Origin of the sequence: Salinicola socius (assembly GCF_001937195.1) — a bacterium.
Classification (GTDB): Bacteria; Pseudomonadota; Gammaproteobacteria; order Pseudomonadales; family Halomonadaceae; genus Salinicola; species Salinicola socius.
The window spans coordinates 1-24,108 of the sequence record NZ_MSDO01000025.1 but is presented as its reverse complement, the minus strand read 5'-3'; the positions used below and the strand labels follow the sequence as shown (position 1 = coordinate 24,108).

21 protein-coding genes are annotated in these 24,108 nt (G+C 62.3%); 12 read left to right on the top strand and 9 right to left on the bottom strand.

The annotated features are described in order from the left end of the window. The first annotated feature begins 53 nt into the window (after positions 1-53). The 4 genes from BTW07_RS16000 to BTW07_RS15985 all read left to right on the top strand — a co-directional run bounded on the left by BTW07_RS16000 (position 54) and on the right by BTW07_RS15985 (position 4,058). Entirely contained in the window at positions 54-617 is a 564-nt protein-coding gene (locus BTW07_RS16000) for a TRAP transporter small permease (protein ID WP_244158411.1), read from the top strand. Beyond that, complete coding sequence (locus BTW07_RS15995; protein ID WP_208605424.1) at positions 614-1,900, top strand: TRAP transporter large permease; 1,287 nt, start codon at positions 614-616, stop codon at positions 1,898-1,900. The genes BTW07_RS16000 and BTW07_RS15995 overlap by 4 nt, the downstream gene beginning before the upstream one ends. A gap of 55 nt (positions 1,901-1,955) precedes the next feature. Next, positions 1,956-2,744, top strand: a complete 789-nt coding sequence (locus tag BTW07_RS15990; RefSeq protein ID WP_075571182.1) for an enoyl-CoA hydratase — start codon at positions 1,956-1,958, stop codon at positions 2,742-2,744. A 126-nt stretch (positions 2,745-2,870) separates the two neighbouring features. Then, positions 2,871-4,058 carry a CaiB/BaiF CoA transferase family protein gene (locus BTW07_RS15985; protein WP_075571181.1) on the top strand — a complete coding sequence of 396 codons (1,188 nt, stop codon included), beginning with the start codon at positions 2,871-2,873 and terminating at the stop codon, positions 4,056-4,058. A gap of 54 nt (positions 4,059-4,112) precedes the next feature. Here BTW07_RS15985 and BTW07_RS15980 read toward each other — a convergent pair whose 3' ends face one another. Then, positions 4,113-5,060, bottom strand: coding sequence for a LysR substrate-binding domain-containing protein (locus BTW07_RS15980; RefSeq protein ID WP_075571180.1), 948 nt, complete (start codon positions 5,058-5,060; stop codon positions 4,113-4,115). A 158-nt stretch (positions 5,061-5,218) separates the two neighbouring features. On the opposite strand from BTW07_RS15980, the gene BTW07_RS15975 reads away from it, so the two are divergent. Both BTW07_RS15975 and BTW07_RS15970 read left to right on the top strand, forming a co-directional pair. Continuing rightward, entirely contained in the window at positions 5,219-6,598 is a 1,380-nt protein-coding gene (locus BTW07_RS15975; RefSeq protein ID WP_075571179.1) for an L-serine ammonia-lyase, read from the top strand. A 166-nt stretch (positions 6,599-6,764) separates the two neighbouring features. After that, positions 6,765-7,499, top strand: coding sequence for a Crp/Fnr family transcriptional regulator (locus tag BTW07_RS15970; RefSeq protein ID WP_075571178.1), 735 nt, complete (start codon positions 6,765-6,767; stop codon positions 7,497-7,499). A 70-nt stretch (positions 7,500-7,569) separates the two neighbouring features. Here the strand turns inward: BTW07_RS15970 and BTW07_RS15965 are convergent, their stop codons facing one another. Then, positions 7,570-8,457, bottom strand: coding sequence for a LysR family transcriptional regulator (locus BTW07_RS15965; protein WP_075571177.1), 888 nt, complete (start codon positions 8,455-8,457; stop codon positions 7,570-7,572). A 180-nt stretch (positions 8,458-8,637) separates the two neighbouring features. On the opposite strand from BTW07_RS15965, the gene BTW07_RS15960 reads away from it, so the two are divergent. After that, positions 8,638-9,747, top strand: a complete 1,110-nt coding sequence (locus tag BTW07_RS15960) for an S-(hydroxymethyl)glutathione dehydrogenase/class III alcohol dehydrogenase (protein ID WP_075571176.1) — start codon at positions 8,638-8,640, stop codon at positions 9,745-9,747. 90 nt (positions 9,748-9,837) lie between these two features. After that, positions 9,838-10,695, top strand: a complete 858-nt coding sequence (gene fghA / locus BTW07_RS15955) for an S-formylglutathione hydrolase (RefSeq protein ID WP_075571175.1) — start codon at positions 9,838-9,840, stop codon at positions 10,693-10,695. A 124-nt stretch (positions 10,696-10,819) separates the two neighbouring features. On the opposite strand, the gene BTW07_RS15950 is transcribed toward fghA, so the two are convergent. The 5 genes from BTW07_RS15950 to BTW07_RS15930 all read right to left on the bottom strand — a co-directional run bounded on the left by BTW07_RS15950 (position 10,820) and on the right by BTW07_RS15930 (position 15,885). Next, complete coding sequence (locus BTW07_RS15950) at positions 10,820-11,950, bottom strand: sulfate/molybdate ABC transporter ATP-binding protein (RefSeq protein ID WP_075571174.1); 1,131 nt, start codon at positions 11,948-11,950, stop codon at positions 10,820-10,822. Beyond that, positions 11,947-12,813 (bottom strand): sulfate ABC transporter permease subunit CysW, encoded by an 867-nt coding sequence (gene cysW, locus BTW07_RS15945; RefSeq protein ID WP_075571173.1) that lies wholly within the window; start codon positions 12,811-12,813, stop codon positions 11,947-11,949. Before cysW ends, BTW07_RS15950 begins: the two co-directional genes overlap by 4 nt. Positions 12,814-12,823: 10 nt before the next feature. After that, positions 12,824-13,651, bottom strand: coding sequence for a sulfate ABC transporter permease subunit CysT (gene cysT, locus BTW07_RS15940; protein ID WP_075571172.1), 828 nt, complete (start codon positions 13,649-13,651; stop codon positions 12,824-12,826). A 21-nt stretch (positions 13,652-13,672) separates the two neighbouring features. Further along, the gene (locus tag BTW07_RS15935; protein WP_279626543.1) at positions 13,673-14,743 is read right to left on the bottom strand and encodes a sulfate ABC transporter substrate-binding protein; all 1,071 of its coding nucleotides are present in this window, start codon (positions 14,741-14,743) and stop codon (positions 13,673-13,675) included. Positions 14,744-14,862: 119 nt separating this feature from the next. Beyond that, on the bottom strand, positions 14,863-15,885 hold the full coding sequence (locus BTW07_RS15930) for a CysB family HTH-type transcriptional regulator (protein ID WP_244158409.1): 1,023 nt from the start codon (positions 15,883-15,885) through the stop codon (positions 14,863-14,865). Between the two features lie 109 nt (positions 15,886-15,994). Between BTW07_RS15930 and BTW07_RS15925 the strand changes: the two genes are divergently transcribed. After that, the gene (locus BTW07_RS15925; protein ID WP_075571170.1) at positions 15,995-16,936 is read left to right on the top strand and encodes an ABC transporter substrate-binding protein; all 942 of its coding nucleotides are present in this window, start codon (positions 15,995-15,997) and stop codon (positions 16,934-16,936) included. 15 nt (positions 16,937-16,951) lie between these two features. Here BTW07_RS15925 and BTW07_RS15920 read toward each other — a convergent pair whose 3' ends face one another. Further along, positions 16,952-17,650, bottom strand: coding sequence for an alpha/beta hydrolase fold domain-containing protein (locus tag BTW07_RS15920; RefSeq protein WP_232823901.1), 699 nt, complete (start codon positions 17,648-17,650; stop codon positions 16,952-16,954). A gap of 282 nt (positions 17,651-17,932) precedes the next feature. Here BTW07_RS15920 and mtgA point away from each other — a divergent pair, with 282 nt between their 5' ends. Continuing rightward, entirely contained in the window at positions 17,933-18,640 is a 708-nt protein-coding gene (gene mtgA / locus BTW07_RS15915; protein WP_075571168.1) for a monofunctional biosynthetic peptidoglycan transglycosylase, read from the top strand. A gap of 14 nt (positions 18,641-18,654) precedes the next feature. Here the strand turns inward: mtgA and BTW07_RS15910 are convergent, their stop codons facing one another. After that, a complete protein-coding gene (locus BTW07_RS15910; protein ID WP_075571167.1) occupies positions 18,655-19,356 on the bottom strand; it encodes a GntR family transcriptional regulator in 702 nt (233 codons plus the stop codon). Positions 19,357-19,627: 271 nt separating this feature from the next. Between BTW07_RS15910 and BTW07_RS15905 the strand changes: the two genes are divergently transcribed. Further along, complete coding sequence (locus BTW07_RS15905; RefSeq protein WP_075571166.1) at positions 19,628-20,899, top strand: pyridoxal-phosphate-dependent aminotransferase family protein; 1,272 nt, start codon at positions 19,628-19,630, stop codon at positions 20,897-20,899. A gap of 63 nt (positions 20,900-20,962) precedes the next feature. Beyond that, positions 20,963-23,944 (top strand): FAD-binding and (Fe-S)-binding domain-containing protein, encoded by a 2,982-nt coding sequence (locus tag BTW07_RS15900; RefSeq protein WP_244158407.1) that lies wholly within the window; start codon positions 20,963-20,965, stop codon positions 23,942-23,944. Positions 23,945-24,108 lie beyond the last annotated feature (164 nt).

Genomic DNA, 24,108 nt, shown 5'->3' with positions numbered 1-24,108 from the left:
TGGCCGCGTCCGCTGATCGGGGCGCGGTCGGGCTGCGGACGAAGGAGCCGCCTGTGAAAACTCTGAATACGCTGCGCGATGGATTCAGCCGCCTGCTCGAGGTCATCGTGGTCATCAACATGATGGCGCTGGCGGGGATCGTCATCGTCGGCTTCCTGTCGCGTCTGGTGGGGTCGCCGTTTACCTGGTACGACGAAGCGGCCTCTATCAGCCTGGCCTGGCTGACCTACTACGGTGCGGCGCTCGCCGCGGCCAAGGGGGCACACATTGCCTGTCCGAGTATCGTCAATGCGTTTCCGCCCACGATACGGTTACCGATCGCGCTGCTGGGAGAGGCGGTGACGATCGCATTCTTCGTGCTGCTGGCGGTGACAGGATGGCAAGTCGTCCAGATCCTGGCCGGTTCCACCATGATCAGCCTGACCAGTGTCTCTCTGCAGTTCACGCAGTCGGCGCTGCCGATCGCCTCGGTCCTGTTCATCATCGCTGAGCTGCTGCGTCTGCCGGAAGTCATCCGTCAGGCACGCGGGGAAGGCTTCGTCGATCACGAGCTGGAGGAGGTGGGCCTGAGTCCGAACATGGCAAGCCAGTCCGACGCGGGGAGGGTGACACGATGATTCTGGCGCTGATGTTCGCAGGACTTCTGGTATTGATCGTGCTCAACGTCCCCATTGCCATCGCGTTGGGCCTGGTCGGTGCCATCGCGGTGTATTCCAGCTACGGCGTCTATGCGCTGCCCAATATCGGGCTGACCATGTTCGAGGGCGCGACCAACTTTCCGCTGATTGCCATCCCGCTGTTCATTCTGGCCGGGGCGATCATGAATGCCTCGAGCATCTCGCGGCGTCTGATCGACTTCGCGGCGTCGCTGGTCGGTTTCGTCAAGGGCGGCCTGGCGATGGTCACCATCGGTTCCTCGATCTTCTTTGCCGAGATTTCCGGCTCTGCCGTGGCCGGGGTTTCCGCATTGGGCAGTCTGCTGATTCCGGCGATGAAGAGCCGCGGCTACTCCAAGGAGTTTGCCGCGGCGATCTCCTCATCCGCCGCCAGCCTGGCGATCATCCTGCCGCCCTCGATCCCGATGATTCTCTATGCGGTGATGTCAGGAGAGTCGGTGGTCAAGATGTTCGTCGCCGGCATCTTTCCTGGGCTTCTGGGCGCCCTGGGCCTGGCGATCGTCTGCTACTTTCTGGCACGCAAGCACAACTTCCCATCCGAAGGGCGCTTCCAGGCCAGCCGGGTGTGGAAGTCGTTCAAGGAGGCGATCTGGGCGCTGCTGATTCCGGTGATCATCCTCGGCGGTATCTTCGGGGGCATCGTCACCGCGACCGAGGGCGCGGCGTTGGCGGTGGTGGTCGCCATCTTCATCAGCGCGGTGGTCTATCGCGAGTTTTCGCTGAAGACGCTATGGAAGTCGTGCCTGGACGCCGGCATCCAGACCGCGGTGGTCATGCTGCTGGTCGCCAGTTCCGCGCTGGTGGGGCTCTACCTCACAGAATCCCAGCTGCCGCAACAACTGGCCAGCTCGATCAGCGGGCTCACCGACAACAAGTACGTGATCCTGGCGCTGCTCAACATCATCTTCCTGATTCTGGGGATCTTCCTGCACTCGGCGGCGGCGATCATTCTGGTGGTGCCGATCGTGTTGCCACTGATCATCAGTGTCGGGATCGACCCGCTGCATTTCGGCCTGATCGTCACGCTCAATCTGGCTATCGGCCAGCAGACGCCGCCGGTGGCGAGCGTGCTGATCGCCTCGTGCTCGATCGCCAAGGCCGATATCTGGCGCACGACTCGAACCAACCTGTGGTTCCTCGGCGTGCTGTTCATCGTGCTGATATTCAATACCTACGTCCCTGACTTCGCGCTGCTGCTGGTGCACATGATCTACGGCAGCTGAGACGGGACACCGAGTTTGCGGAATTGGGCATGTTTCGATCCGAGGAGAAACCGCAATGATTCAAGACGACGAGATCCGCTGTTACCAGGAGGGCGCGATCGGCTGGATTCGCTTCAACCGGCCCGAAGCCCGTAACGCCATGACCTGGCACATGTATCAGGCAATGACCCAGGCCTATCGGCAGTTCGACGAGAACGAGGCGGTCAAGCTGATCGCCTTTCGCGGCGAGGGCGGCGAAGCCTTCGTCGCGGGGACCGACATCAAGCAGTTCGCCGAATTCCGCGAGCGCCGCGATGGCATCGACTATGAGCGTCGTATCGATGAAGTGATCGGCGGGCTAGAACGCTTGGCGACGCCGACGGTGGCGCTGATCGAGGGGTACTGTATCGGGGGAGGGGCGGCCATCGCGCTGGCCTGCGACTTCCGCTACGCCAATGGCGCTCTGAAGTTCGGAATTCCTATCGCCAGAACGTTGGGAAACTGCATGTCGATAACCAACGTGGCACGACTGATCGACTTGATCGGCGTTTCCCGAACCAAGCGCGTCCTGATGCTGGCCCAGATGATCGAGACCGAGGAGGCGCTGGCGGCAGGGCTGATCGAGACGGTCGTCGACGGCGACGACCTCGACGAGACCGCCCGCAAGCTCGCCGAGAGGTTGTCGGGCCACGCGCCACTGACGATGCGGGCGGCCAAGATGTGCATCAGTCGGGTTCTGGATCAGCGGCGCGCCACTCATGAGGCCGGCGATGACCTGATCGAACTGTGCTACACCAGCGAGGATTTTCACGGCGCCGTCAAACGCTTCATCGACAAGACTCCGTACGCCTGGCAGGGCCGCTGAACCCGAGCGACAGCAACGCGTATCGATCCGAACGACGGCACGTTCACTGCAGTTCGCTGCGGCGGTAACGTGCATGTCCATCAATGATGCCGGCCGTCTGTTGGAGGACCGGCAGGGAGAATCGCCATGTTACCGCTGGAAGGCATGAAGGTACTCGACATCTCGCAGATCATGGCGGGGCCGTACTGCACCATGGTGCTGGGCGACATGGGTGCGGACGTGATCAAGGTCGAGAAGACTCAGGGTGGTGACGACAGTCGTCAGATGGGGCCTTACGTCAATGACGAGTCCACCTGCTTCGCGCAGATCAACCGCAACAAGCGCAGTATTTCGCTCAATCTCAAGGAGCCCGACGGGCTGGCGCTGTTCTACCGGCTGGCGAAGGAAGTGGACGTCGTGGTCGAGAACTATCGCCCCGGGGTGACTCAGTCGCTGAAGATCGATTACGACACGCTCAAGGAGATCAATCCCGGTCTGGTCTACTGTTCGATCTCCGGCTACGGGCAGACCGGCCCTTATCGGCGCAAGGGCGGATTCGACCTGGTTGCCCAGGGGATGACGGGGTTGATGTCGATGACCGGCGAACCCGGGCGGCGGCCGTTGAAGACCGGGGTCGCGGTCTATGATATCGGGGCCGGGATCACCGCGATCTATTCGATACTGGCGGCGTACATCCACAAGCAGAAGACCGGCGAGGGGCAGCTGGTGGACGTGGCGATCGCCGAGTGCGGGCTGCCCTGGTTCACCTGGGAAGCGGCTGCCTATTTCGCCGAGGGGCGCGTTCCGCAGCCGACCGGATGGCGGCATCGGGTCTCGGCGCCTTATCAGGCCGTCAAGGTTCGCGACGGCTACATGATGCTGGGGTGCGCCAATCAGCGTACCTGGGAGCGATTCTGCAATGACGTGCTGAAACAACCTGACCTGATCGCCGATCCTCGTTTCGTCACCAACAGCGACCGGGGGCGAAATGTCGATACGCTGGAGACGTTGCTGGAAGAACTGATGTGCACGGCGGACCGGCAGCACTGGCTGAGCCGTTGCGATGAAGCCGGCGTGCCGGCCGGGCCGATCAACGACTTCGCCCAGGCGATGGACGACCCGCACTACCGGGAGCGCGGCATGGTTCAGGAGCTTGATCATCCCGTGATCGGACGCATGCAGACCATCGGCTTTGCCAGCAAGCTATCTGCGACGCCGTCTCAGATTCGCCGGCCGGCACCGGTCTTCGCCCAGCACACCGAAGAGGTGCTGGCGACGCTGGGTGTCGAAGGCGAGCATCTGGCGGGTCTGCGTGAGCGCGGGGTCGTGCGCTAGACGCCGTCAGGCGAGCTCGTCAGTATCGAGCGAAAAGTCGTCCGGAGGCGGTGCTCAACCGTCGGAATCGAAGCGCGGCGTGGTCTCCAGGGATCGTCGCGCCTCCTCTTTCAGCCAGTCGTGTACCGCTTGCACGCGGCGGTCGTCCAGTGCGCCCTGCGGATAGACCAGCCCGTAGCGCTTGCCGGTCGCGACCGATCCGGCGAACGGTGCGATCAGGCGGCCGCTGGCCAGCTCGTCGCCGATCAGGGTTCGGCGGGCGATGGCCACACCCATGCCGGCGATGGCTGCCTCTACCGTCAACTGGTTGCGATTGAAGGTGTAGCCCCGGCGCACGTTGACCCCTTCGCCACCGATGGCCCGCAGATAGTGCTCCCACTCTGCGTAATCGTGACTGCCACGCCAGGCGGTCACGTCGTGCAGGAGCGGGTAGTAGCCCAACGCCTCGGGGTGCGTGAGCGGGGGGCGTCTTCTCAGTAGTTGCGGGGAGCAGACGGCAAAGATCTTTTCATCGATCAGCGGCGTGGTCTGAAGGCCCGCGTAATGGCCATCGTTGAGGTCGATGGCCAGATCATAGCCGCCGTCGAGCAGCGAGAGGTTGCTGTCTTCGGCCGTGATGTGCAGGTCGATATCGGGAAATCGGGCCTGCAGTCGCGGTAATCTCGGCATCAGCCATTTGGCCAGGAACGAGGGCAGGCAGCGCAGCCTGAGCACGCCGCTCATGACGCCACCGCGCAGGCGATCGACCTCCAGCCCGACGGCATCGTAGGCCTGGGCGACGACGCGGGCCAGCCGTTCTCCCTCTTCCGTCAATGCCAGCTTTCGTGGCAGCCGCCTGAAAAGACGGAACCCCAGGCGTTCTTCCAGTTGCTTTATCTGCTGACTGACGGCGCCGGTAGTGACATGAAGCTCCTCCGCGGCACGAGTGAAGGACAGGTGCCGGGCACTGACGGCGAACACCTTCAGCCAGGCATGGGTCTGCGCATTGAGGGGCTGGATCATGATTTAGTCATGCTATATCCGAGGGCAGTTTTTATCGATTGTTTCCGGGTAGGCTGGCGAACACACTGAAGTCAGACTACACCATGTGCCGGTTCTTGAAACGACAGATCCTGGCGCAAGAGCGACATCCTGGCATTTGAACTATATGAGGTGGCCGCATGCCATTCAGTGTGTTCGACCTGTTCAAGATCGGTATCGGGCCTTCCAGTTCGCACACGGTGGGACCGATGCAGGCCGCCCATGATTTCGTCGCGACGCTACGCGAGCGCGAGCTGTTGACGACCATCCGACGCGTGTCGGTGACGCTCTACGGTTCGCTCTCGGCAACCGGTAAGGGCCATAACACGGACAGCGCCGTGATGGGGGGGTTGATGGGCGAGCGGCCCTCTACCGTCGACCCTGACGACCTGGCGCTTCGGCTGGCGGCTGGCGCGCGCGAAGGGGCGCTGAAACTGGCCGGCGTGCACCCGGTGGCATTCGATGCGACGCGGGACATCGAGTGGTGCGACGAGATCCTCGATTACCACACCAACGCTCTGCGCCTGGTCGCCTTCGACGACAGCGGCGTCGTCTACGACAACACCTATTACTCGGTTGGGGGGGGGTTCGTCGTCGATGCCGGGCAGGCGGCGCAGGGCGATGCCATCACGCCGACGGTCACGCTGCCATTTCCGTTCAAGAATGCCGTCGAGCTGCTTGATACCTGCCGCCGTGAAAATCTGGCCGTCAGCGATGTGATGCTGGCCAACGAGCAGGCCTGGCGCAGCGAGGCGGAGATTCGCGCCGGGCTGTGGCGGATCTGGCTGGCGATGAAGGCATGTGTCGACAGCGGCCTGGATCAAACCGGTGTTCTGCCGGGCGGTCTCAATGTGCGGCGACGGGCGCCGGCGCTCCATCGGCGTCTGATGGCGCTGGACAACGAGAAGAGTCTGATCGCGAGTACCTTTTCGGCGATGGACTGGGTCAACCTGTTTGCGCTGTCGGTCAACGAAGAGAACGCCGCGGGGCGTCGGATGGTGACCGCGCCGACCAACGGTGCCGCCGGGATCGTGCCGGCAGTGTTGCACTACTACATGAAGTTTCAGCCGGACGCTTGCGAACGGGATGTGGTCCGGTTCCTGCTGACCGCAGGCGCGATCGGCATTCTGTGCAAGACCAATGCCTCGATTTCGGGGGCGGAAGTGGGCTGCCAGGGCGAAGTCGGATCCGCCTGCGCGATGGCCGCCGCCGGTCTGGCGGAGTTGATGGGGGGGACGCCGGCTCAGGTCGAGAACGCCGCCGAGATCGGGTTGGAGCACAATCTGGGGTTGACCTGCGATCCGATCGCGGGGCTGGTTCAGGTGCCCTGTATCGAACGCAACGCGATCGGCGCGGTCAAGGCCATCAACGCGGCCCAGATGGCGCTCTGCGGCGACGGCGAGCATTTCGTTTCTCTCGACAAGGTCATTCGCACCATGCGTGACACGGGGCGCGACATGCAGGACAAATACAAGGAAACGTCTCGCGGCGGGTTGGCGGTCAACATCATCGAATGTTGAGCCTGTCGATTTCGGCAATGGTGGAAGATAGGCGCGTGTACCACCCGGATCGTTACCCTCAGAGAGGTCGTGAACCCTGATATGGGATAACGACAATCTCGGCTGGCTGTGCCAATATCGACTCCCTCAACATGGCGTCGCCAAAAGCATGAACAAGGGCAGGGTAATGAGCCACGACAGTTGCATCGTCTGTCATTTCAAGCACTACGGTGAGCTTTCCAAGAACGACGAAACCTTGCTGGCCGAGCTCGAGCAGAGCCCGACCGAGGTCAAGGCCGATCAGGTTCTGTGGCAGGAAGGCGATCCCGCGCGGGAATTCTGTACGCTCAGCAAAGGCTGGGCCTATTCGTTTCGTCATATGGAGGATGGATCTCGCCAGATTCTGGAGATCTACCTGCCCGGCGATATCATCGGACTGAGGGAATTTGCCTTCAAGGAGCGCCTGACCGGTGTTGCCATGCTCGAAGACGGCGTGGTGTGCCATTTCCCCCATCGGCGTCTGGTCAACGTTTTCCGTGAATCGCTGACGCTTTCGACCATTTTCTTCGCCATCTCGTCTCATCAGCAGGCCCTGTTGACCGAGCGCCTCGTCAATCTGGCGCGACGTAGCGCGCGTCAGCGTCTGGCCCACTTGATCTATGAAATGTACGTGCGGCTGGATCGAACCAAGGCGCGGCAGGGCAATGGCATCCGGTTACCGCTGTCCCAGCAGCATCTCGGCGATGCGCTGGGGCTGTCTTCGGTCCACGTCAGTCGGACGCTGACGGCCTTCCGCGAGGAAGGGCTGTTGTTGCGCTCGCGCCAACGCATCGAACTGCCCGATCCTGCCGCGCTGGCGCGGGAAGCGGAGTTCGGCGATGCCTACCTCAACGACGGTATCGATCACTTCTTCCATCATTGAATCGACGATTCGCGATGTGCCGGGCCGGGATGTCGCCGGCCCGGATGGCCTGCAGTCATGGCGCGAATGCCTAATCGGCCGCAATCGCATCCGGCAGCCGCTCGGCCAGGAAATCGACCAGCAGGCGAATCTTGGAAGAGAGCTGTCGGTGACGCGGGTAAACCGCCCACACGCCCGTATCGGTGAACTGGTAGCGATCCAGGACGGGTATCAACTGTCCCTGTCGGATCGCTGCTTCCACGTAGTAGTCGGGCAATTGAGCCAGTCCGATACCCTTGCAGGCAGCATCCAGCAATGCCGGCCCCGAATTGCCCCGCCAGTTCCCCGAAACGCGAATTTCCCGCTGTCGGCCGTCGACACGGAACAGCCAGCTGTCCCGCGATCCGACCAGACAGTTGTGATGCGAAAGCTCGGAGAGACTGTGCGGCGTCGGTCGTCGCTGAAAGTAATCGGGTGCGCCGACCACGTACTCCCGGCGTTGGCAGAGCCGTCGGGCCAGCAGGCTGGAATCCTTGAGCACGCCCATGCGGATGGCGACATCGAAGCCTTCGTCGATCAGCTCGACGGCGCGGTTGGTGAAGTGCAGTCGCACGTCGAGCTGCGGGTAGCGGCAGTGGAAGTCATTGACCAATGGGGCGATGTAACGTTCGCCAAAGGTGGTCGCGCAACTGATGGCGAGCCGGCCCTGGGGCTGCGACTGCAGTTCGTTGAGCGCGGCCTCGGCCTCCTTGAAGCCATCGAGCAGCGACCGGCAATGTTCGTAGTAGATCGCGCCGCTGTCGGTCAGTCGAATCTGTCGCGTCGTTCGATAGAGCAACGGCATCCCCAGTGTCTGCTCGAGCTGGCCCACCAGCCGACTGACGTGAGAATTGGACACTTTCAGTGACTGGGCCGCGCGGGAAAACGTCCCCAGACGAACCACGGCGACAAAGGCCTCGATACCCTCCCAGCGCGTCATGATGACTCCTCGATGAATGTGGCGGGATTATTGTCACACAGCAATAATCATATGCTGATTGCCAGGTTTATTGCATGGCAGTGACCACCTAGACTGAAGCCAGACCGGTCGTCACCTCGGCTGACGAACGATGGACGATCCCTGAAGTCCAAGCTTTCACGCTCAAATGGAGACAGTTCAATGAAATCGCGCGCCGCAGTCGCCTGGGAAGCAGGCAAGCCGCTCTCGCTGGAAGAGATCGATGTACAGGGCCCCAAGGCGGGCGAAGTCATGGTGCGCATCGTCGCCACCAGCGTCTGTCACACCGACGCCTACACGCTCTCCGGCAAGGATCCCGAGGGCCTGTTCCCGTCGGTACTGGGTCATGAGGGCGCCGGGATCGTCGAGGAAGTGGGCGAGGGCGTTACCGGCCTGAAGCCCGGCGATCACGTCATCCCGCTCTACACCGCCGAATGCGGCAAGTGCAAGTTCTGCCTTTCCGGCAAGACCAACCTGTGTGGCGCCGTGCGCGCCACACAGGGCAAGGGGCTGATGCCGGATGGCACGACGCGGTTCTCGAAGAACGGCACCTCGCTGCACCACTACATGGGCACCTCGACCTTCTCCGAGTACACCGTGCTGCCGGAAGTCTCGCTGGCCAAGGTCTCGAAGGAAGCACCGCTGGACAAGATCTGCCTGCTCGGCTGCGGCGTCACCACGGGGATCGGCGCCGTGCTGAATACCGCCAAGGTGGAGCCGGGTGCCACGGTCGCCGTGTTCGGCCTGGGAGCGATCGGCCTGGCCGTGATCCAGGGCGCGCAGATGGCCAAGGCGTCGCGCATCATCGCCATCGACGTCAACCCGGACAAGTTCGAGCTGGCGCGTCAGTTCGGGGCGACCGAGTTCGTCAATCCCAAGGATTACAGCGACCCGATCCAGCAGGTGATCGTCGATCTGACCGACGGTGGCGTGGACTACTCGTTCGAGTGCATCGGCAACGTCAACGTGATGCGCTCGGCGCTGGAGTGCTGCCACAAGGGCTGGGGCGAATCGATCATCATCGGGGTTGCCGGTGCCGGCGAAGAGATCTCCACCCGCCCGTTCCAGTTGGTCACCGGGCGAGTCTGGAAAGGTTCCGCCTTCGGCGGGGTCAAGGGTCGTACCGAGCTGCCAGGCTACGTCCAGCGCTACATGGATGGCGAGATCAAGATCGATGAATTCGTGACCCACGACATGGCGTTCGATCAGATCAACGAGGCCTTCGAGCTGCTGCATGCGGGCAAGAGCATTCGCACCGTTCTGCATTTTTGATTCATCGCGCCCGAGGCCGCGCGAAAAGCCAGAGCCATGCCGGTTTCGGGGCGCATGAAAAGCGGCGCACAAAGAGACAAGGAGAAAATCATGTCGATGAGCGAACAGCTGGAACTCGTCTCGGCTACCAAAAGCTTCGGTGGCTGGGTCAAGCGTTACAAGCATTATTCCCGGGCGCTGGATTGCGACATGATCTTCGCGATCTATCTTCCGCCGCAGGCCGAGGAGGGGCGCGTGCCGCTGATGTGGTGGCTCTCCGGTCTGACCTGCAACGACGAGAATTTCATGCAGAAGGCGGGGGCGCTTGGGACCGCGGCCGAACTTGGGGTGGCGATCGTCTGCCCGGACACCAGCCCGCGCGGTCTGGATCTGCCCGGAGAGCACGACAGCTACGATTTCGGCTCCGGCGCGGGTTTCTACCTCAACGCCAAGCGGGAGCCGTGGTCGAAGCATTATCGGATGTACGACTACGTGACCGAGGAGCTTCCCTCGGTGGTACGCCTGCACTTCCCTGTCAACGGTCGCGAGTCGATCAGCGGCCACTCGATGGGCGGCCACGGCGCGCTGGTGCTGGCCCTGCGCCAGCCTGGGCGGTATGCGGCGGTCTCGGCATTTGCGCCAATCGTCAATCCGACCCAGGTGCCGTGGGGGCAGAAGGCGTTCGAGAACTACCTGGGCGACGATATCGGCCTGCGCACCCAGTACGATGCCTGCGAGCTGGTGGCCAAGGGCTCGTCGCGCCAGCCGCTGTTCATCGACCAGGGCGAAGCGGACAACTTCCTCGAAGAACAGCTCAAGCCCGAGCGGCTGGAAGCGGTCTGCGAAGAGCACGATCACCCGCTGACCCTGCGCCGCCACCCGGGCTACGACCACAGCTACTTCTTCATCGCCAGCTTCATCGACGAACACCTGCGCTACCACGCCGAGAGGCTCTACGCCAAGCGCTGAACACAGTCGTCTCGGGCTCTAGCCCCGCCTCAGCGGCACGCATCATGCGTGCCGCTTTTTCGTTGCCGTGTCGGTGCCGAGGCGCATGACCGATGCTTCGCCAAGAAAAGCTCGATGCTCGTTGTCAGGCGGGAACCGGCGGGGCGATCGAGGGCTTCCCGATGACCTGTCGCGGCTGAAACCAGTGAATGTGATGGATTTTCAGACCGACTCGATCACCGAGGGATAACGACAATGACTTGAACGCGTGGCGAGTCAGTTCGATCACGATCAGTCCGCTTTCGATCTGAGGCCCATCTCCTCCAGAGGCATCAGCGAAGGGAACCGCCTCGATATGATAGCTGCTGCCCATCGGCTGGATGTGTTGGACTCTTGCTTGCCACTCTGATGTCGAAGGATGAACAATCTCGATGTCGTGCGGACGGACGAACGCGTTCTGCTCGGCAGCGTTGAGGGTATCTCTGGCATCCGTTAGTGGAAGACGCCAGCTGCCACTGTGGAAAGCGCCACTGCGAATGGTGCCCTGAAACACATTGACGTTGCCAATGAAGGAAGAAACGAACGGCGTGCGGGGTTCATCGTAGATATCGGCAGGCGTACCCACCTGCTCGATTCGCCCATGATTCATCACCACGATGCGGCTCGCGACTTCCATGGCCTCTTCCTGATCGTGAGTGACGAACAGACTCGTCACATGTAGCTCCTCGTGTAGACGGCGTAGCCAGCGTCTCAATTCCTTGCGAACGTTGGCATCCAGTGCGCCGAACGGTTCGTCAAGCAGCAGGTATCGAGGTTCCACTGCCAGAGCCCTCGCCAGCGCAATACGTTGGCGCTGGCCACCGGAGAGCTGTGGCGGAAAACGTTTGGCCAGCCATTCCAGTTGAACGAGCTCGAGGAGCTCATGGACGCGCTGACGAATCGCGGCTTCGTTGGGACGCTGGGCACGCGGCCTGACGCGTAAGCCATAGGCGACGTTCTCGAACACGCTCATGTGGTTGAACAGGGCGTAGTGCTGAAACACGAATCCGACCTGGCGATGGCGTATGGGCTCGAACGTCATGTCGCGGCCCTCGAGCAGGATGTTGCCGCTGTCGGCGAATTCCATGCCAGCAATGCTGCGAAGGAGCGTCGTCTTGCCGCAGCCGGATGGGCCGAGCAGTGCCACCAGCTCGCCATCGTCGATGGACAGCGAAATGTCGTCCAGTGCCGTGAAGTTGCCGTAGCGTTTGGTCAACTGGTTAACGTGGATACTCATGACGATGCATTCTCCCATTGACGCTGCTGACGCCACTCGACGATCGACTTGGCGATCAGTGTCACGATGGCGAGGCCAGCCAACAGCGTGGCGACGGCGAAGGCCGCGCTGAACTGGTACTCGTTGTAAAGAATCTCGACGTGAAGCGGTAGCGTGTTGGTCGAGCCACGGATATGTCCGGATACGACGGATACCGCACCGAACTCGCCCATGGCGCGCGCGTTGCAGAGAATCACGCCATATAGCAGCCCCCACTTGATGCGCGGTAGCGTGATCGTCCAGAACATCCGCCATGGGCCGGCCCCAAGCATGATTGCGGCCTCTTCCTGCTCGGCGCCTTGCGCTTGCATCAGGGGTATCAGCTCGCGGGCGACGAACGGCAAGGTGACGAACATCGTAGCCAGCACGATGCCTGGCAGCGCGAAGATGACGGGAAAACCGTTGGCCGCGAACCAACCGCCGAACCAGCCTTGAGCACCGAAGATCAGAATGAAGACGAGGCCGGCGATGACCGGCGATACCGAAAAGGGCAGGTCGATCAGCGTGGTCAGAAGACTACGACCCGGGAACTGGAACCGTGCGATACACCAGGCTGCGGCAATGCCGAAGAGCGTGTTCAACGGCACACAGATCAGCGCCGTGAACAGGGTCAGCAGAATCGCGTGGCGCGTGTAGCGATCGGTGACGGCGGTCAGGTAGGCCTGCCAGCCTTCCCGAAACGCCTCGAACAGGACAGCGACCAGGGGCAGAATCAAAAACAACCCGATGATGGCCAGTGCCAGCAAGCTCAGCAGGTAGCGGACGAACGGCGTTTCTGCCTTTTGCTCTCGCGACGCGGTTTGGGGTTGGAGAATACGACTCATGAGGTTTTCCCTAGTCGCGACCGGTGCGCTTGCGCGTCCAGTGCTGCAGTCCGTTGACGACGAGCAGCATGATGAAGGCAACGACCAGTGAAGCCAGCGCGATAACGGTGGCGCCGGCGTAGTCGTACTGCTCGAGTTTGGTGACGATCAACAGAGGTACGATTTCGGACCTCATCGGCATGTTGCCGGCGATGAAGATGACCGATCCGTACTCCCCCAGCCCTCTCGCAAAGGCGAGCGAAAAGCCGGTCAGAATGGCCGGTACCAATGGCGGTAGCAGTACGCGGTAGAAGGTCTGCCAGCGCGACGCGCCCAAGCTGGTCGAGGCCTCTTCTTGCTGTCGATCCAGTTCCTGAAGCACGGGTTCGACCGTGCGCCCGACGAATGGCAGCCCGATGAAAATCAATGCCACGATGATGCCCAGTGGCGTGAAAGCCACGCGAATCCCCCAGTCCGTGAAGAACTGCCCCAACCAACCGTTGGGGGCATACAACGTCGTCAGCACGATCCCCGCGACGGCGGTGGGGAGCGCGAACGGCAGATCGATCAGGGCATCGAAGCCGCGTTTGAAAGGAAGGGGGTAGCGCACCAGTACCCAAGCGACGATCAACCCCAGAAACACATTGGCGAAGGCGGCTGCAAAGGCGGTCGAGAAGCTGACGCGAAAGGCCGCCAGCACCCTGCGATCCGCCAGCGCGTCCCACATGCCGCCGAGACTGAGCTCGGCGGATTTCGTGACGAGAGCCAACAGCGGGATCAGCACCAGCAGCGAGAGCGTGAATACCGTGATACCCAGACTCAGCCCGAAACCCGGTAACAGCGTCTTTCGCTGGCTCATGAGAGATCGGCTTCCAGGCATTCAGGGCTGATAGATCTTGTCGAAGACGCCACCATCATTGAAGTAGGTTTCTTGCGCTTTGCGCCAGCTACCGAAGACTTCATTGACCGTGTGCAGTTCCAGATCGGGGAAGCGTGCGAGATCCTCCTTCGCGGCAGACTCGGGATTGACCGGGCGATAGTAGTTGGCAGCCGCCAACGCCTGGGCTTCTGGTGAGTAGAGATGCTCGAGATAGGCGTGAGCGGCCTTCTCGGCAGCCTCTCCCTTTTTCCTGACATTGCCCTCGACGACCGCGACCGGGGGCTCTGCGAGAATGCTCACCGAGGGCACCACGATATCGAACTGACCCTCACCCAGTTCTTCCGTGGCCAGGAATGCTTCGTTTTCCCATGCCAACAGCACGTCGCCGATCCCCCGTTGCACGAAGGTATTGGTGGCACCGCGTGCGCCGGAGTCGAGTACCGGCACATGGCGGTAAAGGTCGCCGACGAATTTCTCTGCTGCCGCTTTTGCGGCGCTGACTTCATCGGCGTAACGAGGATCGTCGAGCTTGCCCAGGTCGCCCATTTGCTGCTTCAGGACGTAGATCCAGGCGGCCAGGAAGTTCCAGCGGGCGCCGCCGGACGTCTTGGGATTGGGCGTGATGACCTCGATGCCATCTTTCGTCAGATCGTCCCAGTCCTGAATGTTCTTGGGATTTCCCTTGCGAACCAGAAAGACGATCGTCGACGTATAGGGTGCACTGTTGTGCGGAAACGCGCTCTGCCAGTCCTCTGGTATCTTGCCGGTGCGATCGGCAATGGCGTCGATGTCGTAACCCAGCGCCAGCGTCGCCACGTCCGCAGGCAGACCGTCGATGACGGAACGTGCCTGACTGCCAGAACCTCCATGGCTCTGTTCGACGGTGACGTCGTCACCGGTCTGTTGCTTGTACCACTTGCTGAACAAAGGGTCGTAGGCTTGATAAAGCTCACGCGTCGGGTCGTAGGAGGCGTTTAGCAGCTCGATGTCTTCCGCCTGGGCGAATGACGTGGCGCTCAGCGCGAACAGCCCCAGTGCGCTGGCGAATGCCCAAGAAGTCAATTTTCCCACGGGTATCGGTTCCCTGAAGTCGATCGGTGGGAGTGTCTGTCCAATGACTCTAAGTGAGCTGTTATCTGATTAAAAAGTAATAAAAACTGAATTGCTTATCACGTTTCTGACTTATTGGGTCAGCGCGCACCGAGCGCCTGCTGCACGGTCGTTGTGTCCAGCGCAGCGCTGCAGAGCTGGAGGAATTCGTAGGCGAAGGCGTGCAGGAAATGCCCGCGCCTGAGGGCGAGATAGGTGGTATTGCGGGGGAACAACGACTCTCCCGACAGCAGTTCCAAGCCACGGTCGCGATCCGGGTGGTAAGCCAATGATGCGATGATTCCGATCCCCAGACCCAGCTCGACGTAGGTCTTGATCACGTCGGCATCCAGCGCGGTCAGAACGACATTGGGGACCAGCGAAGCCTTCTCGAAGGCCTGATCGATTCTGGCGCGGCCGGTGAAGCCTTCGTGGTAGGTCACGACGGGGTAGTCGGCCACGTCCTCCAGAGTCAGGGGCGCGGCTCTGGTCAGCGGATGGTCGTCAGGCACGATGACGCTGTGATGCCAGTGATGGAAGGGAAAGCGCACGAACGACGCGCCATCCTCGTTGACGGCCTCGGTGGCGATGCCGATATCAACTGCCCCCGTCTTCAGTAATGAAACGATCTCCCCGGGGCTGCACTGGTGAAGCTCGAGATGGACTTTGGGAAACCTTTCCTTGAACCGGGCGATGATCGGCGGCAGGGAATAGCGCGCCTGAGTGTGCGTCGTGGCGATCGCCAGCCGGCCCTGGTCCTGGTTCGCCAGCTGGTGGGCCGAGCGCTTGAGGTTTTCGGCATCGAGAAGCATGCGCTCGATGGTCTCGAGCAGCGCGCCGCCTGCGGTCGTCAATCCGAGTATCCGCTTTCCGCGGCGTTCGAACAGCTCGACACCGAGCTCGTCCTCGAGGTCGCGAATATGCTTGCTGGCACCGGATTGCGAGGTGAAGAGCGCGTTCGACGCCTCCGTCAGGTTGAAGCGTTGGCGCACGGTCTCGCGGACGATGCGTAGCTGCTGAAAGTTCATGGGCAGGGCCGGTGGTGATCGTTGTAATGGAATATAAATCAGGTTTTTTATTCTCTTTAATACATATTGCTCATATCCATATCGAGCAGCCGGCACCGCTATTGCCGTTTGGTGTGTAGCGGGCGTAGTGTGGAGTCAATCATCGGCCAGCGGGACCGTCACAGTAGAGGTGTTTCATTCGATAACAAGTCAAGGGAGATAACCCATGGATCATTCCAGCCTGAAACGTCACCTCATCACCGCCGCGCTGCCGCTGGCACTGTTGACGGCGGGATCGGCGCAGGCCGATCTCGACACCGTGCGTTTCGGTGTGCCGCCGTGGCCGGGCGTGACGGTGAAATCCGAGGTCGCTTCGCAGATTCTCGAGGCCATGGGCTACCAGACCCGGCAGAACGAGCTGGCCGTCGGGGTCATTCTCAACGGCCTGGCCAACGACGACCTGGATGTCTATCTGGGCGGCTGGTATCCGATCGAGCAGGAGATGATCGATCCGCTGGTGGCCGACGGCAAGGTCGACAAGGTCGCCAGGAACATCAGCAACGCCAACTCGGGGCTGGTCGTTCCGGAATACGTTCACGAAGCGGGCGTGGACAGCGTCGCCGACCTCGATCGCTACAAGGATCGCTTCGACGGCGAGATCCAGGGTATCGAAGCGGGTACCGGCATCAATGACGCCATTCTCGCCGCGATCGACAAGGATGCGGCGGGGCTGGGCGACTGGCAGCTGCGGGAAAGTTCAACGGCCGCCATGCTGGCCTATGCCGATCAGAAAATCAGCGACAAGCAGTGGGTGACGTTCGTCGGCTGGGAACCGCACTGGATGAACGTCAGCTACGATCTCTACTATCTCGAAGATTCCGACGACAGCGGCGTGGCGCAGATCGAGAGCACCGTGTGGACCGTGGTACCGGCGGGCCTCGAGGCAGAGGACGCCAACCTCTATCGTTTCCTGTCGCAGTACCAGGTCGCCATCGAGGACCAGAACGATTGGGTCTACGAGTACAGTTACGAAGAGCGTCCCGCTGACGAGGTTGCCAGCGAGTGGATTCGCGACCATTACGAGACCGTGGCGCAATGGCTGGACGGCGTGACCACTAGGGATGGCAAACCCGCGATCGAGGCCGTCAAGGCAAAGCTGGATAGCTGAACGGACTGCGGCGATTCAGGCTTCGTCCTCGAGCCGCCGTGCTATCGCCTGGCAGAAATCCTGCCATGCGATCCTCATCGCCGGTAGCTCCGCATGGCCGTGAAGGGCCGCGTGCACCATATCGGGCGCGCAGCGATAGCCTACCGATGCGCCGGCCCGGCGCCAGGCGTCGACAGCCCGTTCCAGCGGCCGCGTGAGGGGATCGCGCTCGGCGGAGAGGGCCTCGATGTTCGGGACTGGAGGTAGATTGGCCGGCACATCGGGGGCGCCAGGCGCCGCCATTCGCCATAGTGAGAGAATGTCCGCTCTCGACAGCAGTGGCGCGTCATCGCCCAGGTTCTCCCGCGTCGGCGCGCCTACTACCGGATAGATCAAGCCGAGCAATCCTTTCCACTCGCTGGTATGGGCGACATCGATCGCCAGCCGTCCGCCGGCGCTGTCGCCAATCACCGCACCTGGCGCGAGCGATTCGACCACGGCGCGACAATCTGCCAGCGCCTCGGCGTAGCTCGCTTCCGGCAGCAACCGATAGTCGACGCTGATCACCTCGCGCTGCAACCGCTCGGCCAGATTCGCGGTGATGCCGTGATGGCTGTCGACCGAGCCCAGGTTCCAGCCGCCGCCGTGCAGGTAGACGACGTCGCCGGCGTGGCAGCGGGCGGGGCGGAATCGGCGGACACCGACACCGGCCAGGATCTCGTCGTGAATCCGCATGTCGGCGGGATCCGCCGGGCGCCTTCGAGCATGCAACCTCTCATAGGCTCGCCGTCGTGCGTCAAGCGAGTCGTCTGCACCGTCGTCGCTGCGGCTGAATTCGCAAATGAACTGCTCGATATGCATGAAACGCTCCTCGTCGATGGGCCGTTTGGAAATCCGTCGTCGGGATCCGGCGAAGTCCCTGTCGTGACGGGGCAACGATTCGCCTCGATGCCGAACCCATGCCAGCAAGCCCTTGTTATACTAGGCTCCTACTTTTTCGACCATGAGCTCTCCGCCATGCCCTCAGGTTGGCCGCGCACGTTCCTTCGCTATCTGGTGATCGCCATTGCGGCTTTCGTGGGGTTGTCGATACTCTTCGTGCTGATCTTCCGCTTCGTGCCGGTGTTCGGCTCGATGGTGATGGTGGAGCGCAAGGTAAGTTCCTGGTTCCACGGAGACAACCTGACCATCGAACAGCAGTGGGAACCGTGGTCCCGACTCTCCGACAATGCCAAGGTGGCGGTGATGGCGGGGGAGGACCAGCGCTTCCCCGATCACTGGGGCTTCGATGTGGCGCAGATCAAGCGCTCGATCACGAGCTGGTCGGACGGAGGCGACTTGCGTGGCGCCAGCACCCTGAGCCAGCAGACCGCCCGGAATCTCTTTCTCTGGACGGGACGCAGCTGGATTCGCAAGGGGCTGGAAGCGTGGTTCACGCTGCTGCTCGAGGCGCTATGGCCGAAGCAGCGAATTCTCGAGGTCTATCTCAACATTGCCGAGTGGGATACGGGCGTGTTCGGACTGGAAGCCGCAGCGCAGCACTATTTCGGCACCTCGGCTGCCAATCTCAGCGTCTCTCAGGCCAGCCGGCTCGCGGCGATACTGCCCAATCCGCGGGGCTGGAGTGCTTCTCGGCCTTCCGCGCACGTTCAGCAGCGGGCGGCATGGATTCAACGCCAGATGCGTAACCTCGGCGGTACCGACTTTCTTCAGCGGCTCGATTGATTCCCGCGGCCTGCTCAATCATCCGTCCAATCGGCCAGCACCGCGTCGCGTTTCTCCAGCAGGTGGCGCTCCATGAGTGCGCCGAGCGCAGATCCATCACGAGTTTCCAGCGCGGCCATCATCTCGCGGTGTTCTTCCACCGCTCTGCGCCACTTCGCCTCCGAGCGATTGGAGGAGAGCCGCAGGGGATGAAGGCGCCGGTTGAGCGATAGATAGATCTGGCGCAAGGCATCGTTGCGGGCCGCACGGTTGATCAGATCGTGAATGCGCTGATTGGCGTGGTAGTAAGCTGGCAGATCATGGCGCTGCCAATGACCCAGCATCGCCTCGTGGGCTTCGCGAATCGCCGTCAGTTCCCCCGCCGTGATTCTGAGACACGCCAGCTCTCCGGAAAAACGCTCCAGTGCGCTCATCAACTCGAAGGTATCGTGAATTTCCTGGCGCGTCATGCGGGTCACGAAGGTGCCGTAGTTGGGCGAGATCGTCACCAGCTTCTCGGCTGCCAGCACACGCAGCGCCTCTCTGAGTGGCGTACGCGACACCGCCAGCCGATCGGCCAGCTCGCGCTCGTTGATGCGCTCGCCGGGTTTCAGATCACCTTCGGTAATCAGGTCGTGCAGCCGTTCCACGATCTTGTCGTGAAGCGCAGCGCGTTGGATGCGCATCGGACGCGCGGCCGTCTCGAGCGTGGTGCCATCGTCATTGAATGTCTGCATGCATTGAACCCTGGCCAGGCTTTCCTTCTTTCTATCGCAAGCGTTCGGTGCTGGCTACTCTCGGCTGAAGCCCTCGAGACCAGTCACTGAGCACTTACTCCTCTCGAACACCAGTCCGCGCATCTCGTTCTGCGACTTATGTCCAGGTGTGTCGGCGTTCGATTATTGGGCATATTGTGTAATGAATGCAAAAAACCAATTGAGTGACAAAAACCCGGTAAGTGCTAAAACGATGTGAGGCGGCTCCCGCTTCACTCTTGGAGATGCCGCCATGCTCAAGCTCGACCAACACCCCTCCGGCCGTCATTTTTTGCAGATACCCGGGCCTTCGCCGGTGCCGGATCGCATTCTGCGGGCCATGAGTCTGCCGACCATCGATCACCGAGGACCCGAGTTCAGCGAGTTGGGTCTGAAGGTCATCGGTGGCATTCAGAAGATCTTCAAGACCGAACATCCGGTGATCATCTATCCGGCATCGGGCACCGGCGCCTGGGAAGCGGCGCTCTCCAATACCTTGAGCCCGGGTGACGCGGTATTGATGTTCGAGACCGGCCACTTCGCCTCGCTGTGGAAGCAGATGGCGCTGCGCCTCGGGCTCGAGCCGGAATTCCTGTCACTGCCAGCGTCGCAGAGCTGGCGCTACGGGGTACGGCCGCAGCTCATCGAAGAGCGTCTCCGCCGTGATGGCGAACATCGGATCAAGGCGGTATGCGTCGTGCATAACGAGACTTCGACCGGCGTCACCAGCGACATCGCCGCCGTGCGCCGGGCCATCGATGCGGCCGGTCATCCGGCGCTGCTGGTGGTCGATACCATTTCGGGGCTGGCCAGTGCCGACTATCGCCACGACGAGTGGGGCGTCGATGTCACCGTTTCCGGTTCGCAGAAAGGGTTGATGCTGCCGCCGGGCATCAGCTTCAACGCGCTATCGCCCAAGGCGATCGAAGCCAGCCAGCGCTCCCTCATGCCCAAGAGTTTCTGGGCGTGGGACGAGATTCTCGCCGGCAACAACAACGGCTACTGGCCCTACACGCCGAGCACCAATCTGCTCTACGGTCTCAACGAGGCGCTGGACATGCTGCTGGAGGAGGGGCTGGATCAGGTCTTAGCCCGCCACGAGCGCTGGGGCGAAGGCGTCCGGCGCGCGGTCAATGCCTGGGGGCTGGAAATCCAGTGCCAGGAGCCCGCGCTCTACTCGCCGGTGCTGACGGGCGTGGTGATGCCGGAAGGCGTCGACGCGGATGATGTCCGCCGGACCATCTACGATCGCTTCGATCTGTCGCTGGGCACCGGCCTCGGCAAGGCCAAGGGGCGGATGTTCCGTATCGGCCATCTCGGCGACTGCAACGACCTGACCCTGATCGCCACGCTCGGCGGCTGCGAAGCCGGGCTCAAGCTCTGCGGGGTCGAGCTTTTCGGCAGCGGGCTGCAGGCCGCGCTGGAATTCTTCGCCGACAATCCGGCGCCCGGCACGCCGGCGGCCCGCAAGCTGGCGGCGGCTGCGTCGACGGGCCCATCACAGGCCGGTGCCGTTCGCGCCTGACAGGAGATCGCGATGAGCGTGATGCCGAAAAGCCCGGTCGCAAGACGGCCCCGACAAGCCGCCATGAGCGAATTCGAGAACCGGTTGCGGCGGGAGCTGAAAGGCCAGGTGGCGTTCGACGCCGGGTCGCGCGGTCGCTACGCCACCGATGCGTCGATCTACCAGATCATGCCGTTGGGTGTCGTGGTACCGAGAGACCAGCAGGATCTGTCTCTGGCGCTGGATATCGCTCGCGACATTGGCGCGCCGGTGCTGCCGAGAGGCGGCGGCACCAGCCAGTGCGGGCAGACCGTCAACGAAGCGCTGGTGATCGACACCAGCCGCTGGCTGACCGGCATCGGCGAACTCGATGTCGAGGCACGCACCGTCACGGTCGAGCCCGGGGTGGTGCTCGATCATCTCAACGCCTGGCTCAAGCCCCATGGACTCTGGTTTCCCGTGGACGTTTCCACCTCGGCGCAGTGCACGCTCGGCGGCATGGCGGGCAACAACTCCTGCGGTTCGCGCTCGATCCGCTACGGCAACATGGTTCACAACGTGCTGGGGCTCGAAGCGACGCTGGCAGACGGTCGCGAGGCACACTTCGGCTGGGTCGACGAGATCGGGCCGGCATCGCCCCTGGCCGAACTGGCGACGGCGGTGAAGGCGATTGCCCGGCGAGAAGCGGCAGCCATTCGCGAACACTACCCGCAGGTGCTGCGGCGGGTCGGCGGCTACAACCTGGATCTGTTCGACTGCCGCAACCCGATTCCTTATGACCCCGAGGGGCGTGCCAATTTCGGGCATCTGCTGATCGGTTCCGAGGGGACGCTGGCTTTCACTCGCCGGCTGACGCTGAAGCTGTCGCCGCTGCCGATCCATAAGGTGCTCGGCGTGGTCAACTTCCCGACCTTTTACCAGGCGATGGACATGACCCAGCACATCGTCGAGCTGGGACCCGCGGCGGTGGAACTGGTCGATCGCACCATGATCGAGCTGGCGCTGGAGAATCCGGCCTTCCGACCGACGGTGGAAAAGTCGCTGATCGGGCGTCCGGATGCGCTGTTGCTGGTGGAGTTCGCAGGGGAGGATCTCGATTCGCAACTGCGTCAGCTCGCACAGCTTAGGACGCTGATGGGCGATCTCGGTCTGCCGGATAGCGTGGTCGGGCTGACCGCCGGCGCGGAGCAGTCGGCGCTGTGGAACGTGCGCAAGGCCGGGCTCAACATCATGATGAGCATGAAAGGCGACGGTAAACCCGTCTCCTTCATCGAGGATTGCGCGGTACCGCTGGAGCATCTCGCCGAGTACACCGACCAGCTCACCGAGGTCTTCCATCGCCACGGCACCGAGGGCACCTGGTACGCCCATGCCAGTGTCGGCACGCTGCACGTGCGCCCGATTCTCGACTTGCGCCGCGATGGCGCCGCCAAGATGCGCGCCATTGCCGAGGAAGCGTCCGCGCTGGTTCGTCGCTACAAGGGGGCCTATTCCGGCGAGCATGGAGACGGCATCTGTCGTGGCGAATGGGTCGCGTGGCAGTTCGGTGCGGAGCTCAATGCGGCCTTTGGCGAGATCAAACGGCTGTTCGATCCGGATAATCGCTTCAACCCCAACAAGATCGTCGACACGCCGAAGATGGACGACGCGCGGCTGTTCCGCTTCCCCGCCGATCACCAGATCATTCCCGTTGCCACCGAGCTCGACTGGTCGGCCTGGGATGTCACCCGCGATCCGCTGAGCGGCGACCTGGGCGTACCGGGTAGCGGCGGCGACCCGGCCCAGGGTCTCGCCAAGGCCGTGGAGATGTGCAACAACAACGGCCACTGCCGCAAGTTCGATGTCGGTACCATGTGCCCCAGCTACCGGATCAGCCGCGACGAGCGTCATCTCACCCGCGGTCGCGCCAATACGCTGCGTCTGGTGCTGGCGGGCCAGATCGGCGATCGGGGGCTGGCCAGCGACGAGGTGGCTGACGCGCTGGATCTGTGCGTCTCCTGCAAGGGCTGCAAGCGCGACTGCCCGACCGGCGTCGACATGGCCAAGTTCAAGATCGAGGCGCGGGCTGCGCGGGTCAAGGAACAGGGTCTGAGCTGGCGCGACAAGCTGGTGTCCGAGCTGCCGCGTTACGCGCCCTGGATGCGCCATGTGGGCAAGCTCGCCGCGCGCCTCGAACGGGTCTCCTGGCTGGGCGGGCGCGGCAAACGCTGGCTGGGCTTCGCCGAGTCGCGCTCGTTACCGGTCTTCAATGGGGATTATCTGCGGAGCTCGCGAGGCGAAGTGGACAAGAGACCATCGGTTCAGGCGCCGCTCCCCGCCGGTGAAGTGCTGCTGTTCGTCGATACTTTCAATAACTACTTCGAGGGCCACAACGCGGCGGCGGCGCGGCGCGTGCTGGAAGCCGCCGGTTATCGAGTTCATCTCAACGTCCGCGGAAGTGAACGGCCGCTCTGTTGCGGACGAACCTATCTGGCCGCGGGTCGCGTCGATCGGGCCAAGGAAGAAGCACGCCGCACCCTCGAGACCCTGATGCCCTACGTCGAACGCGGCGTCAAGATCGTCGGGCTCGAGCCCTCGTGCCTGCTCACGCTGCGCGACGAGTTTATGCACTATGGTTTTGGTGATGAGGGGACGCGGCTGGCGGAGGCCGCCATGCTGTTCGAGGAGTTCCTGGTAGCAGAAAAGCAGGCGGGGCGGCTGAACCTGGAACTCGAGCCGTTGACGGTCGGTCGAGCCAAGGTTCACGGTCACTGCCACCAGAAAGCCTTCGATGCCTTCACGCCGGTGATGACCGTGCTGAACTGGATTCCCGAACTCGACGTCGAGGCGATCGTCTCTTCGTGCTGCGGCATGGCGGGCAGCTTCGGCTACGAAGTCGAACACATCGATGCCTCGCGACAGATGGCGGAACTGTCGCTGTTGCCGGCGATACGTGAAGCGGGCGAGGACGCCTGGATCGTGGCCGATGGCACCAGCTGCCGCCATCAGATTCTCGATGGGGCCGGACGCGAAGCGCTGCACGTGGCAAGAGTGCTGGAGACGGCGTTGAGCCGTCGCAAGACCTGAGACATTGGTCTTGCGACGCAGCGCCTGCCAGAGCATGGGTTTTTACCCTCGATAGCGTCGCCTGGGGAACGCTGCATGAATGCCTGCGCGAGCGAGTCGCTTCGTTGCGTGGCACGCGAAAACTCGCCTGACTTCATGTTATGTCTCGTTCCATGCGCCTCGCG

Bases quoted from the DNA above. Each gene is read 5' to 3' on its own strand.
- BTW07_RS15995 (WP_208605424.1), top strand. From the start codon at position 614: ATGATTCTGGCGCTGATGTTCGCAGGACTTCTGGTATTGATCGTGCTC.
- BTW07_RS15990 (WP_075571182.1), top strand. From the start codon at position 1,956: ATGATTCAAGACGACGAGATCCGCTGTTACCAGGAGGGCGCGATCGGC.
- BTW07_RS15985 (WP_075571181.1), top strand. From the start codon at position 2,871: ATGTTACCGCTGGAAGGCATGAAGGTACTCGACATCTCGCAGATCATG.
- BTW07_RS15980 (WP_075571180.1), bottom strand. From the start codon at position 5,060: ATGATCCAGCCCCTCAATGCGCAGACCCATGCCTGGCTGAAGGTGTTC.
- BTW07_RS15975 (WP_075571179.1), top strand. From the start codon at position 5,219: ATGCCATTCAGTGTGTTCGACCTGTTCAAGATCGGTATCGGGCCTTCC.
- BTW07_RS15970 (WP_075571178.1), top strand. From the start codon at position 6,765: ATGAGCCACGACAGTTGCATCGTCTGTCATTTCAAGCACTACGGTGAG.
- BTW07_RS15965 (WP_075571177.1), bottom strand. From the start codon at position 8,457: ATGACGCGCTGGGAGGGTATCGAGGCCTTTGTCGCCGTGGTTCGTCTG.
- BTW07_RS15960 (WP_075571176.1), top strand. From the start codon at position 8,638: ATGAAATCGCGCGCCGCAGTCGCCTGGGAAGCAGGCAAGCCGCTCTCG.
- fghA (WP_075571175.1), top strand. From the start codon at position 9,838: ATGTCGATGAGCGAACAGCTGGAACTCGTCTCGGCTACCAAAAGCTTC.
- BTW07_RS15950 (WP_075571174.1), bottom strand. From the start codon at position 11,950: ATGAGTATCCACGTTAACCAGTTGACCAAACGCTACGGCAACTTCACG.
- cysW (WP_075571173.1), bottom strand. From the start codon at position 12,813: ATGAGTCGTATTCTCCAACCCCAAACCGCGTCGCGAGAGCAAAAGGCA.
- cysT (WP_075571172.1), bottom strand. From the start codon at position 13,651: ATGAGCCAGCGAAAGACGCTGTTACCGGGTTTCGGGCTGAGTCTGGGT.
- BTW07_RS15925 (WP_075571170.1), top strand. From the start codon at position 15,995: ATGGATCATTCCAGCCTGAAACGTCACCTCATCACCGCCGCGCTGCCG.
- BTW07_RS15920 (WP_232823901.1), bottom strand. From the start codon at position 17,650: ATGCGGATTCACGACGAGATCCTGGCCGGTGTCGGTGTCCGCCGATTC.
- mtgA (WP_075571168.1), top strand. From the start codon at position 17,933: ATGCCCTCAGGTTGGCCGCGCACGTTCCTTCGCTATCTGGTGATCGCC.
- BTW07_RS15910 (WP_075571167.1), bottom strand. From the start codon at position 19,356: ATGCAGACATTCAATGACGATGGCACCACGCTCGAGACGGCCGCGCGT.
- BTW07_RS15905 (WP_075571166.1), top strand. From the start codon at position 19,628: ATGCTCAAGCTCGACCAACACCCCTCCGGCCGTCATTTTTTGCAGATA.
- BTW07_RS15900 (WP_244158407.1), top strand. From the start codon at position 20,963: ATGAGCGAATTCGAGAACCGGTTGCGGCGGGAGCTGAAAGGCCAGGTG.